The organism is Saccharicrinis sp. GN24d3 (assembly GCF_052400645.1).
Classification (GTDB): Bacteria; Bacteroidota; Bacteroidia; order Bacteroidales; family Marinilabiliaceae; genus Saccharicrinis.
Genome location: NZ_JBQTGI010000008.1, coordinates 1 through 15351, shown reverse-complemented (window position 1 = coordinate 15351; position 15351 = coordinate 1). Strand labels below are relative to the sequence as shown.

Genomic DNA, 15351 nt, shown 5'->3' with positions numbered 1-15351 from the left:
GTGACCTGGAAATACGCCTTTCATAATTCCTAGTACATCAACTTGAGCGGAAGGTTTTGTTCCACAACCAGGTTTCCCGAGTTCTCGATAACATTGTCCGCATGTGAATTATTCTTGGCGCCCCAAAGCCTCGCCACTAGTTTCACTTTGTTATTCCTAAATGTGTTTCCGGAAAGATCCACATTAACGATACCAAAAGTGTTGATTAATATACCATTCTTCTCTCTTCCTCCACTTTTTGTAAATGTACTACCCGTAATCACCAGGTTTCCTCCAACAGTAGATTCATCATACCCTCCTCGATAATAGTCGACAACATTTTGGTCGACACCCTCAAAATGGCTATTGACGATATAAATGTTTTCAGCATTATAATCGCCTTTATCGTCATCTTCACTGGAAAGCTCCAGTCCGTTGTTACAGTTTTTTATGACTGCAAAATTAAACTTGATATACTCAGAAAATGAGTACTTGTATGCTTTGAGCACATAATCAAAGTTTTCTACTTCCGTATCTTTTACTGTCAGATTGTAATGGCTGGACATATTTTCTTTCAGGCTGGCAAATGCGTAATTACGACCTGATCCCCTGAGAATGACGGATTTTAAAATCAGCTGGCCTTTCGGGTTCATTTCGAAGGCGGGAGTTTCAGCCTCTCCGATATATGAAATCGTCGATTTGCGCACAGAGTCAGCCGATTGTAGCGTGAGCTTTTTGTTGATTTTCATTGAAGAACTTATTTCATATCGCTCCGATGATAATTCAATAATATCGCCTTCACTCGCATTCACCACTGCCTCGGCCAACTCCTTCGAGGTACTTACCGAATGGATTTTTGAATCTGGCACAAGGGGTGTTCGGTCGTACCATTTAGGGCCGTACCGCGATGGTTTCATTATATTGGTTTTCCGTATGACGGCTCCGTTGATGGCCCCAATTGAATTGTTTTCTGTCCGGGAATTCCCTAACATATCCCTGGTGATTTGATCAAACTCAAATCCATAATGTACTTCTACATCACTAAGGCCCGACGCAGGAACCCAGATATTTTCTTCCACTTTGTTTAGTGTGAATTCCTTTTCTTCAAGTCCTTCAACTCCTTTGAAGGCGACTCCCTGGTTGTTGATCACGTTGCTTCGAAAATCTATCCCATCTATGGAATCGTAACGAAGGATGGGCATCTGATCCCCTTCATCATTGTAAATAACGTTATTGGCAATAAGTGTCCGAATAGGTGTTTCGGATCTGATTTCGGAAGGAGGAAGTACATCCTTTTGATCCACATTTGATCCTACACCAAACTGCCATGGCGATTTGCAGTTGACCCAGGTATTGTAGGCAACCACCACGTCGGTTACTTGAAAATACCTGTTTACAGCCGGTCGTCGAATTCCGTTCATAAGCGCAAGCGGGGCTCTGAATATCCCGCCTCGGAGATTGTAGAAATAGTTATTGGTTACCCAGTGCCCGGTCCCGATCAGGCGAACGCCCCCCACCTGAGGAGAATCGTCATCACCTATAAAACAATTGCCATCCACCTTACAGTAATTTCCATGCCGCGTTACCAGTGATCCCTGGCTTTTATAGAAAACATTGTTTCTAAATTTATTGAAGTTGGATTTGCTGGAAATGACCTCTACTTCGCCGTTGCATCGATCGAAAAAGTTGTTCTCGACTATGGTATGGCTTGGCGTCATGGAATTTCCACTACTACCAAGCTGGATCGTTTCGGCACTAGGCCCACCTTTCGGAGGCCTTGGACCAAAATAATTATTGTTGATTTTGTGGTAATTTTTAACGCTTTGAGTACCCGATAAATTGATTCTAATAGTCGGGCCTTTATTCGATTTTCCTGCCAAATAGCAGTGATCGAGCTGGTTGTATCGCCCCTTGAACAACACCCAATAATCCGTCATGTTCCGCTGGGCTTTGTTAAAATCCTTGATCACGCAATTGGTGACCCGGCTGTTATTGGCAAGCGTATCATTATTGATAAAGAACTGGATAACAGAACCGGATGGGGAAGATCCACGGGTAAAATAAAGTCCTTCCACCACCAGATATTCCCCGCCCAACTTCAAATCAGATTTGCCCTGGATGATCATCTCACCCGGAGTTTCGGCCCGGAGCGTAACGGGCTGACTTTTAGTTCCGTTTCCGACGAACCTAATCTGAACATCATTCCATTTGCCATTAGCCATTATGATTTCGGTTCCTGGCAGGGCATTTGAGATAGCCTCGTTCAACTCATCAGCATTTGAAACCAATACCTTTTTATTGGACTCTGTTTGTTGGCAACTGATAAGGATGGCGAATGCAGCAAGTAATAGTAGTATGTGCTTCATATTATTCGTAATAGTTGGTTTATAAAGATGGGTATTAGACGGAATTTAAAATATAGCTTCGATGTAAAAAAAATTTAATGCCTTGAAAAGCAATGTGCTTAAGCTTCTTTCCATAATTGCCGAACTGCAGCCAGATCTTTCTTCATGGCATCAAAAACAATCTTTTGATCTACGTTAATTTCGTATCGCCCTTTTTCTGCGCCGCCCAGCGGGTACTCAAGGTGCAACGATACCGGCGGTTTCAAACCATAGCTTTTCAAAAGTGTAAAATAAGTGTTGAAATCTACCATACCCTCACCGATTGGCACATTCACCATTTCCCAATGGCCCTTAACTTTTTCCCATTTGAAATCTTTAAGTACGATAGTTTTTATATGGTCCTTTAACAGCTTAACACCATTTGACCATGATAAGCCACCCTCTGCCATGGCGTGTCGGATATCATATTGGGTTCCAAAATAAATTGGATCCACGGTTTCCAGCAATTGTTTTATTTCCCAATAAGAGGAACCGATAGACGTTCCTGCATGGTTTTGATAGCAACCGATAATATCATATTTCTTATTGGCCTCACCAAGCTCCCTGATCTTTTGCCGGTAGATACGGATCGAGTCCTGCATTGGTTTTTCTTTGTGATATTTAAACCAATTACTGCGATAAAACCGTACCCCATGATTAGCCGCTACTTTTATTATTTCCAAATCATTAGCGTTATTTACATCAGTAATCGCTGTGGTAATCATTTCACAAGTGGATCCGGAATGTTGTATATCCCGAATAGCAGCTGGCAGGTCTGATTTTACATTTTCCGGCAAAATATGGCCTTTGGGCCGGACGGTTAGGTCTAATCCATCAAATCCCAGTTCTGCTGCAATTTGGCCAGCATCCCTTACGTTTAAAAACTGTAAGTGCTTGGAAAATATGTTTACTTTTAAAGGTCCATCCGCTCGCTTTAAGTTTAATGCGTTGATAGGCGATGGTATCCATGGCGCTATAATGGCCATAGCTCCCACATTTTTTATAAAGTTTCTTCTGGAAATATACATAGCTTAAATATAGCGAATTAGAACACAACTTTAGTAAATTTGAGTATCATAATTTAGACAAGGATCTATCTGTTTCTCTTCTAAAATACACCTAGCAGGAATAAAAATGAGCCTGTGGCTATCGCCTTTGTACGTGGTATTATTTCACTTTTGGGCGACAGGGCACATATCCACCGTTGGTTTACCATTATTTGGTCGACCAGTTTGCAAGATAATATTTATTTTAGAATTATTGAAACCTATGTGATATTTTTAGCGAAAAGAAATTAATCCACGATTAATTATATAAAAAAGGATACTACTCACTTTTCCGTGGTTAAATGCCAGAAATACCGAACCGTTGCCGGTAAAATACTTCCATGCGGTATTTACCGTACCATATGATATCTGCATCTTCTACACCAACAATATAGTCGACCAAAGAATACTGTAAACCCTATCGATTACACCATAGAAAGTGGCATTATATCCTTGTGGCCGGTTTAAGCCCAACACCTCCTTCAATCGAGATACGGGCACTACCGTTAACGAAAGCCTTAATTGTTAGTATTTAGTAATTTCTATTTTTTTATAAAATTTACGTAATGCTCATATCGTTGAAAAATTTGCCCAACGTAAGTTACAGGCTCGATCCCCCTTACATATCCATAATTAATACCGGGTTTATTATAATTTGTAGGATAAGAAAGTGCCATGACCATTTTTTCTACATTATCATCCCATACATTGGGGTTTAGATTTTCCTGTTTGGCCAAAAACCGTGCATCCATAATATGATAATAGCCACAATTATAGGAAGCCAATGTAAATTTGATACGTTGCACCGAATCGCTTACTTCGTCAAATTTATCGTAAATTTGTTTCAAATATGTTGTGCCCGCTTCTATGCTCTGCTGAGGATTGCGTGGATTAGTTACACCTAAGCTCTTGGCTGTTCGTGGCATTATTTGCATTAGTCCTTGTGCCCCTGCCCATGACGTTGCATTGCTATTAAAACGTGACTCCTGAAATATCAATGATGCTAGCAGGCGCCAATCCCATCTTAATTTTTCAGCGTGCTTTTTTATCAATTCATCGTATTTGCATATTTGATTTCCGTTTAGACTCATAAAATCACTCTTGATGCGCCGTTTGAAATCCCGTTTATCGTTAAAATACCTGTCATAAATTACGTAGTAATCAACCTCTTTTTTTTCTTTATCAATCCATTGGTTTAATGCTGTTAACAATTCAGTCGAGTTTTTACTGACTACCCAGGCAATACGCTGAGACAAACTTAGAGGAACACTTATATCCAAGACAGGATAATATGCAGAACTTACCTGTGCCAGGTTTTTATCAGCCACCGTATATTTTATTTCACCATCGGCTACTTTTTTTATTATTTCCTCCGTACTTAAAGTGCCGGGAAGTGTATCTATATAAATTGTGCCTCCTAATTCTTTAGACAGATTATTCAATCTTTTAATATAGGAAGAGTTTTCTCGAACAGATACGGTATCACCAATTAGGTCAATGGCATCGTGAATCAAATATCTTTGCAGATTTGCCCATCTCATTTTTCGCCAATTGTCTGGTTTTTTTTGTACCAAAACTTGCGAGGTAAGATATAAATATTTTGTAAAAGCTACTTTTTGTTTTCTGTCTGTTGTAATGGTCATGCCATGAGCAATCATATCAGCTTTCCCTGTATTGATATGCTGAAAAATGCTATCCATATTGTTTACAAGCACTAAATCTAATTCAAGGTCAAGGTCTTTAGCCAATCTTTCAAGCAGTTCATATTCAAAGCCCATTGGCTGGCCTCTATAAAGAAAATAACTCGTGCTGCTGTAGCTTATAAATACTCTTAGTGTGCCATCCCTTTGTATTTCCGTTAAATCTCTGGAGATGGTTCTTGTCGCCCTCACCTCTTTCTTTTTTCTAGAATTGGAATTACACCCATAGAGAAAAGTGATTGTTAAAATTATAATTACAAGTTGCTTCATTTTTGCTTTCATAATAAATGTGCAGAGTAGAGCCTGAAAGCTTACCCTCTTAATACCACTAAATGTAACAATAATATACAAACTATCAGCGCCCCCTGCATCAAACCGTATCCCGATGTTCGTGGACAGGCCGTGAAGTTTTCCCTCATATGCAACAGCCCCGTGCCGTTTTATTTTATTACGTTATTCCGTAATAACCCATCTATGACCACGCCATCCCTATGACTCCGGTAGACCGTTGTATTTCACATTGCTATTAATCCATACAACATTACAGGGTTCGAGACCGTCGAAACTCTCCCCGTCTACAGATACACTTCTCGAAGCTATCTTGGGTTCACACTTGCGCATTACGGCTTGGTCATTTGAACATACCGGGCTTCAGCGACAATCCTCACGGACATAACTGTCGGCAGCCCAATATCTGAACAGTACATTATTGCGATAAGAGAGAGCAGAATCAAGTTTGCTTGAATTATGCCGAACATAGCAATGATCTTTAAGAAAATTATTTAGGTAGGATTTGCACCTACTGGATTACCACAGCTTCGTGGCACACCAACGTTCATAATAAAGGGGCGTTGGCTGATTGGAAAAACCAAACCTCCAAAATCCCACTTTGCCGAAGCTAAGGTTTTGGTTATACATTTATTCCTTTCACTAGCCAAAGCCTTAGCTTCGGCGAACTTATTAAAAGCACTAACCCCCCGAATTTGTGCTGACAGCCTATGCCCATTATTTATTTGTTATGAGGTGTGTTCATTTTAATGATGATGGTCTTCTTTGAGATGTTGTCTGAGCAGATCTTTCCCGTAATCGTTGCCATTGGGTGTTCTTACAATGGTGTGAACATGCTTTTTACTGGGTTTGCTCCCTGGCAGAAAGACGGGTATTTGATGATCGAATTCAATCAGCACAACAGGACTTTGTATGCGATAATAAAATGCATCATTTTTATCGCTACCTCCAATCCAGGCAAAATAGGTATGATCCATATGTTCCAAAATTTCATCCATTCTCACTTTATCATGACCTTCTTTCATGTTTCCTACATATTCGCTGATGAGCTCTTCCAGCATATTCATTTGAGTTACATTCAGGGCTGTAACATTTAGGCCGGAATATGGAACAATTGCATTGTCATCGAACGAAGCGGCCTGATTGTAGTTATAATCTTTTCTGTCTAACAAAGTTGCTGTTTTTCGCTGCTCATTCTCGAGTGAATGATAGAATGTTAAACCAAGTTTTTCTTCATTTTCAAAGGTCCTGGTGCCTGCGTCTTCTCCTTCAGCTATATAATTTGGTTCCGAACCCATAAATGTAGGTGTCATTACGATCTGATCTCCCAGAATAAAATAGTTGATCACCAAATGGTGACCATCAATTTGCCAGCCCCAGGGTTGAGTATCTGAAGGAATACCCATAAATGTAAACCAGTACCGGTCAGATCCCAACATCTCAAACTCATTGGCTAACTGTGCTAAGTAACCTTCCATTTTCATAATATCCTGGGTTTTCTGAAACCCTTTTGTACTCAGGCTTTCTTCAAGGATCCTGAATGCAAGTTCTTTTTGTTTTTCTGTGAGATCAGGTAAACCAATGCCCTTTCGTTTATAAGAATCAATGTTTGACCATCTTCGCCATTCCTTGTTATCAATTGGAAAGGTGCACATTTCTCTTTGCTCGATACTTAATGAATTCAGAAAATCCTCGACGGCTTTTTTTATTCCAGCTGTGCTTATTCCAGTTGCATTTATCGAATACAAATCAGGGATTAGATTTCCATCAGTGGTCACCCCATAGAAGGGCACACTTAAGGCTTTTTTTTCAGCTTCTGTGTCAGACTGTTCTACTTTAAGCATGGGAGAGGGTGTCGCTAGTCCTGTGTTTGCTTTAACCTCACCCCATTTCACAATAGGTAAATTCTTTATTCCCGGGGTCACAATTAGGGTTCTATAAGCCGCAACGCCAATATTAGAATCATCAAATATATCGTAACTATGCATGAAAGTATAGATCATGGTGTCAGGATTTTCCGCTGGCCATTCAAAGGTAACGGAGTAAACGCCTTCTCCAATATCCTGCATGGCTATCCTTCTCCATTCCAGCGGTCCAGAACCAACTATTCCAATGGTTTCAGGATCAGTAATATCGTCAATAACTTCAGACATGTCAATTTGAAAGGTGATTGTGGCGATATTCTTATTTTTCTGCTGGCAGCCCCAAAGAATTAAAAGGCTAATAATGAAAAATATTCTGTTCATAGAATTTTGTTTTATGCTGTCTAAAGGCAACATTACCTCCTATGGAACAGTCAGTTATTAGTTTTGTTTAAAAATTGCTTTTTTAATCAATCTAACACCCGTTTTGATGATAGCAATAGAACATAGTCGGATACTCTACAATTAAATTAAGCTTAGTTGGTAGATATTTCTTCGTAACCTGCAACGATTCATTTTTTTTGACTTAAAAAAAGCACGATTTATTTGCACCGTATAAACAAATGCGGAACAACACCTTACAGCTATTTCCGCTCAAAAAAAGCGATTGAAACCACTATATAAAAATTAATAATTTTATCATCTGTTTTCGAGAGATTGTTTAGTTCAACAAACCCTCCAATCTAAAGCGTATGCAAGCAACGCTTTATTGGAAGCTAAGTGTTAGCCTTTGTTTATGTCTTGAAAAATCAATATTTACAACAATTTACTCTTAGTAAAAGCACCCCCTTTTTTAATCCTTTCCCTGAAACAATGGTATTAAATGCAATGCACGTAATTCCATAAGATCCCCATCAGGGATGCTGTCAGCGTATATCTTAATTATCTGATTCCCTGATGAAAGGTTGATGTTACCAAGTTCATGCTTAATATAATCTATATCCCTGGATCTTCTTGAGTCCGATACTGTTGTATCCGATAGTGTTGCAGTGCCAGCCTCAACAATAAATTTATTTGAATGCTTGTAAGGTTTATATTCGGCAATGACCTTAAATTTACCGGCTTTAGAAAGATATACCGGCCATGTCATAGATTGACCATCTTGGGTCCAGCCAGAAACACCGCTATTCGTTACTTTACCATTTCCATATTTAAATTCACCGTCAACAGCCATTCCATCAAAAGCACGAAGCATATTGTTCTGGGTTGTTGAGATCAGGCGATGTGAATCGACATGCTCAGCATCATCCACCTCGACCACAATGACGCTGCTTGCTTCATCCGGAGCTTTCGCTGAAACCTCAAATTGTACAGTCATATCATCAGTACGTTTATGGGTTATAGCAGTTTGATTTTTATCAGATAGAAGATATGCTTTATTCACCTTACCTAAAAAGCCTCCTAATTGTAGAACTCCGTCAGTAGGCCAATCGAAGACATGTAAGTAAAATGTATTTTTCTTTCGTGTAGATTCGCCCCATGCTTGTACCGGAAGTGTTGTACGTACTGTGCCACGAATACTAGCTTCGTTAACATCCATCCATTTGCCAATGCCATCCAGTATTTTAATATCGGCGTCATCAATTATACCGTCTCCTTTAGGTCCAATATTGAGAAGCATATTTCCACCTCTTGCTACCGCTTTTACCAAAACGCGAACAAGATATTCAGGTGTTTTATGGCTGCGATCCGTTGCACTATAACCATACGATTCATTGGTTGTAGGAATGGTTTCCCAATCACCATCATTTGTCGGAAAATCAACTGCGCGATCACTGGTGCTTTCATAGTCGCCAAAATGACCAGGCATACCAGTATAAGGCTGCACACCACGACTATTGATAACTATGTTTGGTTTGGCGGCACGTGCAGCTTTCATTATACGAAGATTTTCTTCGGGGGGTAGCTTATGTGGGGTGTCGAACCATATAAAATCAGGATCGTACTTACCTATAAGTTCCCGAACTTGCGGTATCGATTTTTCATCAACATATTTACGAATTCGAGGGGCAATCTCCGGATGCACATCAAACCATTTCGTGTTTCTTGATGCAAATAAATGTTTGTCACCACCCGGATTTTCATAATCCCAATCATTACCCGGCCCGTTTGGTTCTCCCCAGTCGAATGCATGCGAGTAATAAAATCCAAATTTCAGTCCATTTTTATCGCAGGCAGCCTTTAGTTCTGCCATGGGGTCGCGACCAAAAGGAGTAGCTTTTAGAATGGTAAAATCGCTGACATCCGAATCGAACATAGCAAAGCCATCGTGATGTTTAGCCGTGATAATTACATATCGCATTCCAGCTTTTCGAATAGTAGCTGCCCACTCATCGGCATTAAACCCGGTGGGATTAAAATTACCAACAACATCACGCCGGTATTCATCACAAGGTATTTTAGCCATTCGCTGTATGTGCTCTGCATAACCACCATAATTTTTCCCTTTCCAGCTACTTCCAAGCAATGAAGAGGCGTTCCAATGAATAAAACAACCAAATCGTGCATCGCGCCAATCTTCCAAACGTTGTTCACGGGTTGTTTTTGCATCACGCCACCATTGTAAATCAGGGCTACCCGCTGCTATATCCATCTGCAAGCGAGGTAAGGGCGGAATAATTGAGGTATGACTCGTTTGTTTATCCGTCTTTTCTACACTATTACATTGAACAAATACCATAACTATGGCAATGTAAATTACAGTCTTTAAGGTTGATTTTAAATTGTTTTTCATATGAATGATTCTCTCTATATATATGGTTTATATAATAAATGCTAACGTTTTTGCTATGAATAGTTGCCGATTGCGGCCTGTCTTCCTGTCCAGTTGCACTGAGCCAAATGCGCGATTCGACACAAATTTATAGTTTTAAAACAAACCGTCAAATCGCAGATTTGGCGGAGCTGATAAAATGCACCGAACTGCCGTAAACCACTGACCCACTTATGTTTTTCATACATTATAGTGCTTTCGTGCTTTTTTCTGTTTTATTATCATTTTAATGTCTGCATAAATCCAAATCGAAACAAATGAAATTACTGCAATTCCTGCAATCATTCCACGAATTGTTGAACTGTAAATCGCAATTAGTCCAGCTGTAATTATTATCGCAGAAAGTGGATACATTAAAAGTCTAATCCCAATCCGTTTTAAAGACCATTCATTTTCTTGTATTTCCTCAATCACTTGAACTGGAATATTATTTTTAACATCATTGAGATTTTTAATAAAAGTCCGAATATTCTTACGATTCCAGCCAAATGAGGCAACAGAAGACCATTTATCTGGGTCACAAATACTGTTGGTTAAAAATCCGTCCTTTAATCTGATTATTGTAATCATTTCGCCCCAACTTCCAGTCCAGTTCCATGGTCTATTTGCTCTTAAATATGTTTTGTTGTTTTTTTCAATTGTCCATTCCAGTTCTTTTGCAGTCCTTTCAACCGTTTCTTTAAATTCCTCGTCAGTATAGTCAATCGTAATTTTCTTAAATCTCAGTCGGAATTTCTGAATAAAGAAAAAAGCAATCGCAGGAATTATCCATGGTAACGAGAATCTTAATAATTCATCCGCACTCCGAACACCATCATAAGTCTTTGTTACATAAATTTCAAACACACTTATCAAGGTGAAAATTGGAATCAATAGGATGAATGCAACTATGAAATAATGATTCACGGTCTGCCAGAAACTTAATTTCAGTCTCCCTGTTTCTTTCATATTTTTAATCCAATCTCTATTCATGTACGAATCTCTCTTTGTATGAAGCACAACGGTTGGTACATGTTGCGGAGCGGATTTCGGAGAGCGTTCCTGTCCGAAGGATACGGAACTGCGAAACGAGAATCCACAGTTGGCGTACCACTGACCCCCGCCCTGCAATATGTACTTTGTTGAACTAAAACCCTCGCGGGCTAGCTACGCAATATAGCAATTAACCACCTTTCTTTACAATCCGTATAACAGTAATTATTATTCACATAAAAAAATACTGTTATGAGAAAGAAAACATCACTTACAATTTTAGAAAAGTAAATTACCTATATGCCTGAATTCAAAGAGGTTTTAAAGAAACTTGAAATCCAGGTTGAACTGCGCGGACAAAGCAAGAGTACATTGCAAAATTATGATAGAAGGTTAGCGTTGTTTGTTATTCATTTTAAGGCCTTGCCCGAAGAAATATGCGAGGACGAAATCAACGAATACCTTGTTGCCCTGGCACGTGATCCCAAATCACCTTCCCGCAGCAGTTTTAAGCACATGGTGTATGGCCTGCGCTATTATTACCGTTTACTTGGGATGAACAAAAAGGCCATTGCATTGCCCGAATTGAAACGGGACACCAAACTACCTGTAATCCTTAACCGGTCCGAACTCAAAGAGCTGTTCCGCACCCCCTCGCTCTTGAAACAGCGCACCGTTCTGACACTTATTTATTCGGCCGGGCTGCGCGGACAGGAAGTGATAAACCTCAAAATAGGAGATGTGGATTTTGAACGCCAAACCATCCATATCCGACAGAGCAAGTATAAAAAAGACCGGATTGTGCCTCTTTCGCCAACCATAGCTATTGGGTTAAAAAAATATATGGCTGCCGAGAATCCTTACGGGTGGCTTTTCAACGGGAAACAACCGGGAACCAAATATAGCATGCGTGGTTTATCGTGGATTTTCAGAGAAAACCTAAAGAAAACTTCCATTCAAAAAAAGGTAAACCTTCATTCTTTAAAGCATACCTATGCCACACATTTACTGGAAGAAGGTGTAGATATTGTAACACTTAAAGATTTGCTGGGGCACGCCGAAATCACTATCACCATGATTTATCTGCACACTGCCCAGTTTGAACGCACAAATGCACACAGCCCACTAGATACGCTCTATGGAAGACGTTAAGTATGAGCTGGCCGATGTGGTACGCAAGTTTGGCAAGCGGTTAATGGGCCAGCAGGCAATCTCTCCCATGCAAGCAAAGGCACTAAACAACATTGTTTCGTGCCGTACCGCCCAACTGGGATGGAATGAATATGCCTGTGGCACATGTGGTGTTGTGCACTATCGTTACAATAGCTGTGGCGACAGGCATTGTCCAAAGTGCCAATCCACAAAACAAGCCTTGTGGATAGATAAGCTCCTGGGTGAAACTTTGCCCGTGAAACACTACCATATTGTGTTTACGGCCCCGCATTGCCTAAACGATATTTGTTTGTGGAACGATAGGCTGTATTATAAACTATTGTTCCGCTCGGTATGGAAAACCTTGCGTACTTTTGGCTACACAAACTTTGGGTGCGAAACGGGAGCTGTGGCGGTACTGCATACCTGGGGACAGAATTTATCATTGCACCCCCACATACATTGCATTGTTCCCGCTGTCGGATATTCGTTACAAGGCCAATGGAAGCACATGGGCAAGTATGTAGATTACCTGTATTGCGTACAGAAACTCAGCGCTTCTTTTAAGGCCGCATTCCTGGATAGCTTAAAACAGGGCTTGAGGAAAGCTGGGCGGTATAGCTGATCTTTTACCGCACAATTGGAAAAAATCTTAGAATAACGAGAATTGTTCATGGATTCTACGCATTGTTGTAAAGTCTCACATTAACAAAATTAATTAAACCTCATTGACGTGCGAGCGCGAATGCTTACGTTGTGGTATTCAGAAAGCATTGAATCGCTTTTTTGATTGTGACCTAAAATTGGATGGAATCATTGGAAAAAACACAATAAAGGCCATCAACTCTTGTCCTCCAGAATTGCTATTCAACCCGATTAAATCAGCTCGAATGGATTATTACCATACTATTGCTCAAAGATGGCAAAATCATAAGTTTACGAAGGGGTGGTTGAAGAGGGTATATGCGATTAAGTTCACTTTATAAAGTATCTTAAAAATTGAGTGTTAGTTTCGCTATTCAGTTTCTATACATACTTTTTTTTTGGCATCTATGTACCTCATTACTTATATGTTAACTATTGACTTTTGAGCACAAGTGTTTTAACTTAGCGCAACAATAAAAAAATAGTTCATTTTTTTAACTTAATACCCTTGGTTATGAAAAAGATTTACTTTTGTTCTTTAATTCTAATTTTTACTGGTTATAATCTTCTAGGACAAGATCATTATGTATGCAGTTATACATACGATTATGACAATGATGGTGATTTAGATATAGTTGCTGCATTGACATCTTTCACACCTGAAGAATCAGGTATATATTGGTTAGAAAATGATGAAGGAAAAATGTTCAACAGCAAGCATTTGATAATTAATAGTGATATTTCTTATAGAATTGAATATTTTAATATGGTTGATTATGACGCTGACGGGGACTTAGATTATATTATTTGTGAAAATGGATGGAACGATGGTAGTCTTGTAATATATCAACAGAACCATAATAATGCTTTTAATAAAATAATATTATTAGAGGAATATGATTTCACAATGTCAAAAGTCGCCGACTTTAATAATGATGGGTTTATTGATATTATAGGTGTTGGAGATAATAATACGGGAACTAGAATGTATTTTAATAATTCAAATATTGACTTTTCTGAAGTGATCCTATCTACTGATTACGGTGGAGTTATAGATGCAAAAGATATAGATAATGATGGCGACACGGATATTGCAGTTGGTGGCTCAGGTGTATATAATGATGGAGCAAGAATTCTTTCCAATGATGGCGCTGGTTCTTTTGACTTAATTTCATATTTAGCCTCTTATACTATTAATCATCATAGCATATGGGAAGATATTGAGATTGCAGATTATCATGGCGATAACTCAATGGATGTACTTGGTTTTAGTTCGGATGCAACAGGTGGTTTATGGTACTACCAAGGCCCATCATATGGTTCAGGATCAATATTCGTTTTAGATAGAGATGGAGTGGATATTGGTGGAGATATCTTGTTATTTGATGTTGATAAAAATGGATATGTAGATATTGTTAGACAAGAGAAAGGTAAAAGTAAAGTGGACGTTCTATATAATTATCAGGCATCTGTATGGCCTCAAAAAGAAGTGATTTCTACAGAATGGGAAGGAGAACATGAGCGTATGTCATTTGGGGATTTAGATAATGATGGCGATGAAGACCTTGTATTGCCAAGCGAAGCAGGTATTTCTTGGTTTGAGAATATTGATGGTCACCTAATTAAATATGTTGGCAATACAACTAATATTTTAACAAAAAATTCAAATCAAATCTTAGAATGTTATCCAAATCCAGTTAATGATATATTACATATTCGTATGAAGGATAATAATTCAATTAGAATAAAAGTATATAATATCCAAAGAACAATCGTTTACGAAGAAATTATAAATAGAAAATCAAACTTAGAAATTAATCTTTCTAGCCTACAAAGTGGTTTTTATATTGTTGAAATTTCGGATTTTAAATCTAATATTTCAGTAGGAAAAGTATTCAAAAAATAGACCATAATATTATAAATCTAACACGATGAAAAAGACATATTTTCGCTATATAGCATTTAATACACTATTTTAATTATTTATATTTTACTGAGTGAAAAACTCTGATACAAATGTATAGTGTCTTTGGTTTTATGTAGCGCACCGTATGGTGCGAAAGTCTGTTACCTTTTAGTAGAGAGTTATTTAAACACAAATAGCGGTTAGGAAAAATACCTAAACCGCTATGCGTATTACATTATTTAAGGTAATTGTGCAATGTAGTTCCCCAAGTTAGTATCCAGTCAAACTTCATATAATATGACTCAAGAACCACTTTTACAGGTAAAGCACGACCTGTATCTAAAAGTATGTCTCCATTAATTTTTCCTTCTACTGGTCTCATTTCCTTTATTTTTAAATTTGAACCCGCAATATGCATTAGAAAATCTATTACACATTGAAATTGTTTCAAAACAAGACACTCCGCTGCTTCAACTCAACTCACCATAACGATGCTCCCGAAAGTAATCCATAGCCGTTAACTTAAGGGAACCTATTGGTACAAAAACACATACACAGACGGACTTCCCCAATGAGGAAGTTTA

The 15351-nt window shown here is 38.8% G+C and carries 10 protein-coding genes and 1 pseudogene; 4 read left to right on the top strand and 7 right to left on the bottom strand.

The genetic code is table 11. From position 1 onward, the window contains the following. Window positions 1-29 precede the first annotated feature (29 nt). The 6 genes from ACT29I_RS10875 to ACT29I_RS10850 all read right to left on the bottom strand — a co-directional run bounded on the left by ACT29I_RS10875 (window position 30) and on the right by ACT29I_RS10850 (window position 11064). Entirely contained in the window at window positions 30-2345 is a 2316-nt protein-coding gene (locus ACT29I_RS10875) for a chondroitinase-B domain-containing protein (RefSeq protein ID WP_444793424.1), read from the bottom strand. A 98-nt stretch (window positions 2346-2443) separates the two neighbouring features. Continuing rightward, a complete protein-coding gene (locus ACT29I_RS10870; RefSeq protein ID WP_444793423.1) occupies window positions 2444-3349 on the bottom strand; it encodes a sugar phosphate isomerase/epimerase family protein in 906 nt (301 codons plus the stop codon). Between the two features lie 602 nt (window positions 3350-3951). Then, on the bottom strand, window positions 3952-5301 hold the full coding sequence (locus tag ACT29I_RS10865) for a transglycosylase SLT domain-containing protein (RefSeq protein WP_444793422.1): 1350 nt from the start codon (window positions 5299-5301) through the stop codon (window positions 3952-3954). A gap of 842 nt (window positions 5302-6143) precedes the next feature. Beyond that, window positions 6144-7643 (bottom strand): DUF3500 domain-containing protein, encoded by a 1500-nt coding sequence (locus tag ACT29I_RS10860; RefSeq protein WP_444793421.1) that lies wholly within the window; start codon window positions 7641-7643, stop codon window positions 6144-6146. A 469-nt stretch (window positions 7644-8112) separates the two neighbouring features. Further along, window positions 8113-10053 carry an alpha-L-fucosidase gene (locus ACT29I_RS10855; protein ID WP_444793420.1) on the bottom strand — a complete coding sequence of 647 codons (1941 nt, stop codon included), beginning with the start codon at window positions 10051-10053 and terminating at the stop codon, window positions 8113-8115. A 219-nt stretch (window positions 10054-10272) separates the two neighbouring features. Continuing rightward, window positions 10273-11064: a hypothetical protein gene (locus ACT29I_RS10850; protein ID WP_444793419.1), complete on the bottom strand. Its 792-nt coding sequence runs from the start codon at window positions 11062-11064 to the stop codon at window positions 10273-10275. A gap of 300 nt (window positions 11065-11364) precedes the next feature. Between ACT29I_RS10850 and ACT29I_RS10845 the strand changes: the two genes are divergently transcribed. From ACT29I_RS10845 to ACT29I_RS10830, 4 genes and pseudogenes are all read left to right on the top strand, one after another. Next, the gene (locus ACT29I_RS10845; protein ID WP_444793418.1) at window positions 11365-12216 is read left to right on the top strand and encodes a tyrosine-type recombinase/integrase; all 852 of its coding nucleotides are present in this window, start codon (window positions 11365-11367) and stop codon (window positions 12214-12216) included. Further along, window positions 12203-12823 (top strand): annotated as a pseudogene (locus ACT29I_RS10840) (IS91 family transposase); the annotation flags it as partial. The gene ACT29I_RS10845 and the pseudogene ACT29I_RS10840, both read left to right, overlap by 14 nt. Window positions 12824-12944: 121 nt before the next feature. Then, window positions 12945-13202, top strand: a complete 258-nt coding sequence (locus tag ACT29I_RS10835; RefSeq protein ID WP_444793417.1) for a putative peptidoglycan-binding domain-containing protein — start codon at window positions 12945-12947, stop codon at window positions 13200-13202. A 173-nt stretch (window positions 13203-13375) separates the two neighbouring features. Beyond that, window positions 13376-14767, top strand: a complete 1392-nt coding sequence (locus tag ACT29I_RS10830) for a T9SS type A sorting domain-containing protein (protein ID WP_444793416.1) — start codon at window positions 13376-13378, stop codon at window positions 14765-14767. A 235-nt stretch (window positions 14768-15002) separates the two neighbouring features. Here the strand turns inward: ACT29I_RS10830 and ACT29I_RS10825 are convergent, their stop codons facing one another. Next, window positions 15003-15149 (bottom strand): hypothetical protein, encoded by a 147-nt coding sequence (locus tag ACT29I_RS10825; protein ID WP_444793415.1) that lies wholly within the window; start codon window positions 15147-15149, stop codon window positions 15003-15005. Window positions 15150-15351: the final 202 nt, after the last annotated feature.

What these genes read in the sequence shown, in the direction of transcription:
- ACT29I_RS10825 (WP_444793415.1), bottom strand. Translation starts at nt 15,149, where the DNA reads ATGAGACCAGTAGAAGGAAAAATTAATGGAGACATACTTTTAGATACA.
- ACT29I_RS10830 (WP_444793416.1), top strand. Translation starts at nt 13,376, where the DNA reads ATGAAAAAGATTTACTTTTGTTCTTTAATTCTAATTTTTACTGGTTAT.
- ACT29I_RS10855 (WP_444793420.1), bottom strand. Translation starts at nt 10,053, where the DNA reads ATGAAAAACAATTTAAAATCAACCTTAAAGACTGTAATTTACATTGCC.
- ACT29I_RS10860 (WP_444793421.1), bottom strand. Translation starts at nt 7,643, where the DNA reads ATGAACAGAATATTTTTCATTATTAGCCTTTTAATTCTTTGGGGCTGC.
- ACT29I_RS10845 (WP_444793418.1), top strand. Translation starts at nt 11,365, where the DNA reads ATGCCTGAATTCAAAGAGGTTTTAAAGAAACTTGAAATCCAGGTTGAA.
- ACT29I_RS10870 (WP_444793423.1), bottom strand. Translation starts at nt 3,349, where the DNA reads ATGGCCATTATAGCGCCATGGATACCATCGCCTATCAACGCATTAAAC.
- ACT29I_RS10850 (WP_444793419.1), bottom strand. Translation starts at nt 11,064, where the DNA reads ATGAATAGAGATTGGATTAAAAATATGAAAGAAACAGGGAGACTGAAA.
- ACT29I_RS10875 (WP_444793424.1), bottom strand. Translation starts at nt 2,345, where the DNA reads ATGAAGCACATACTACTATTACTTGCTGCATTCGCCATCCTTATCAGT.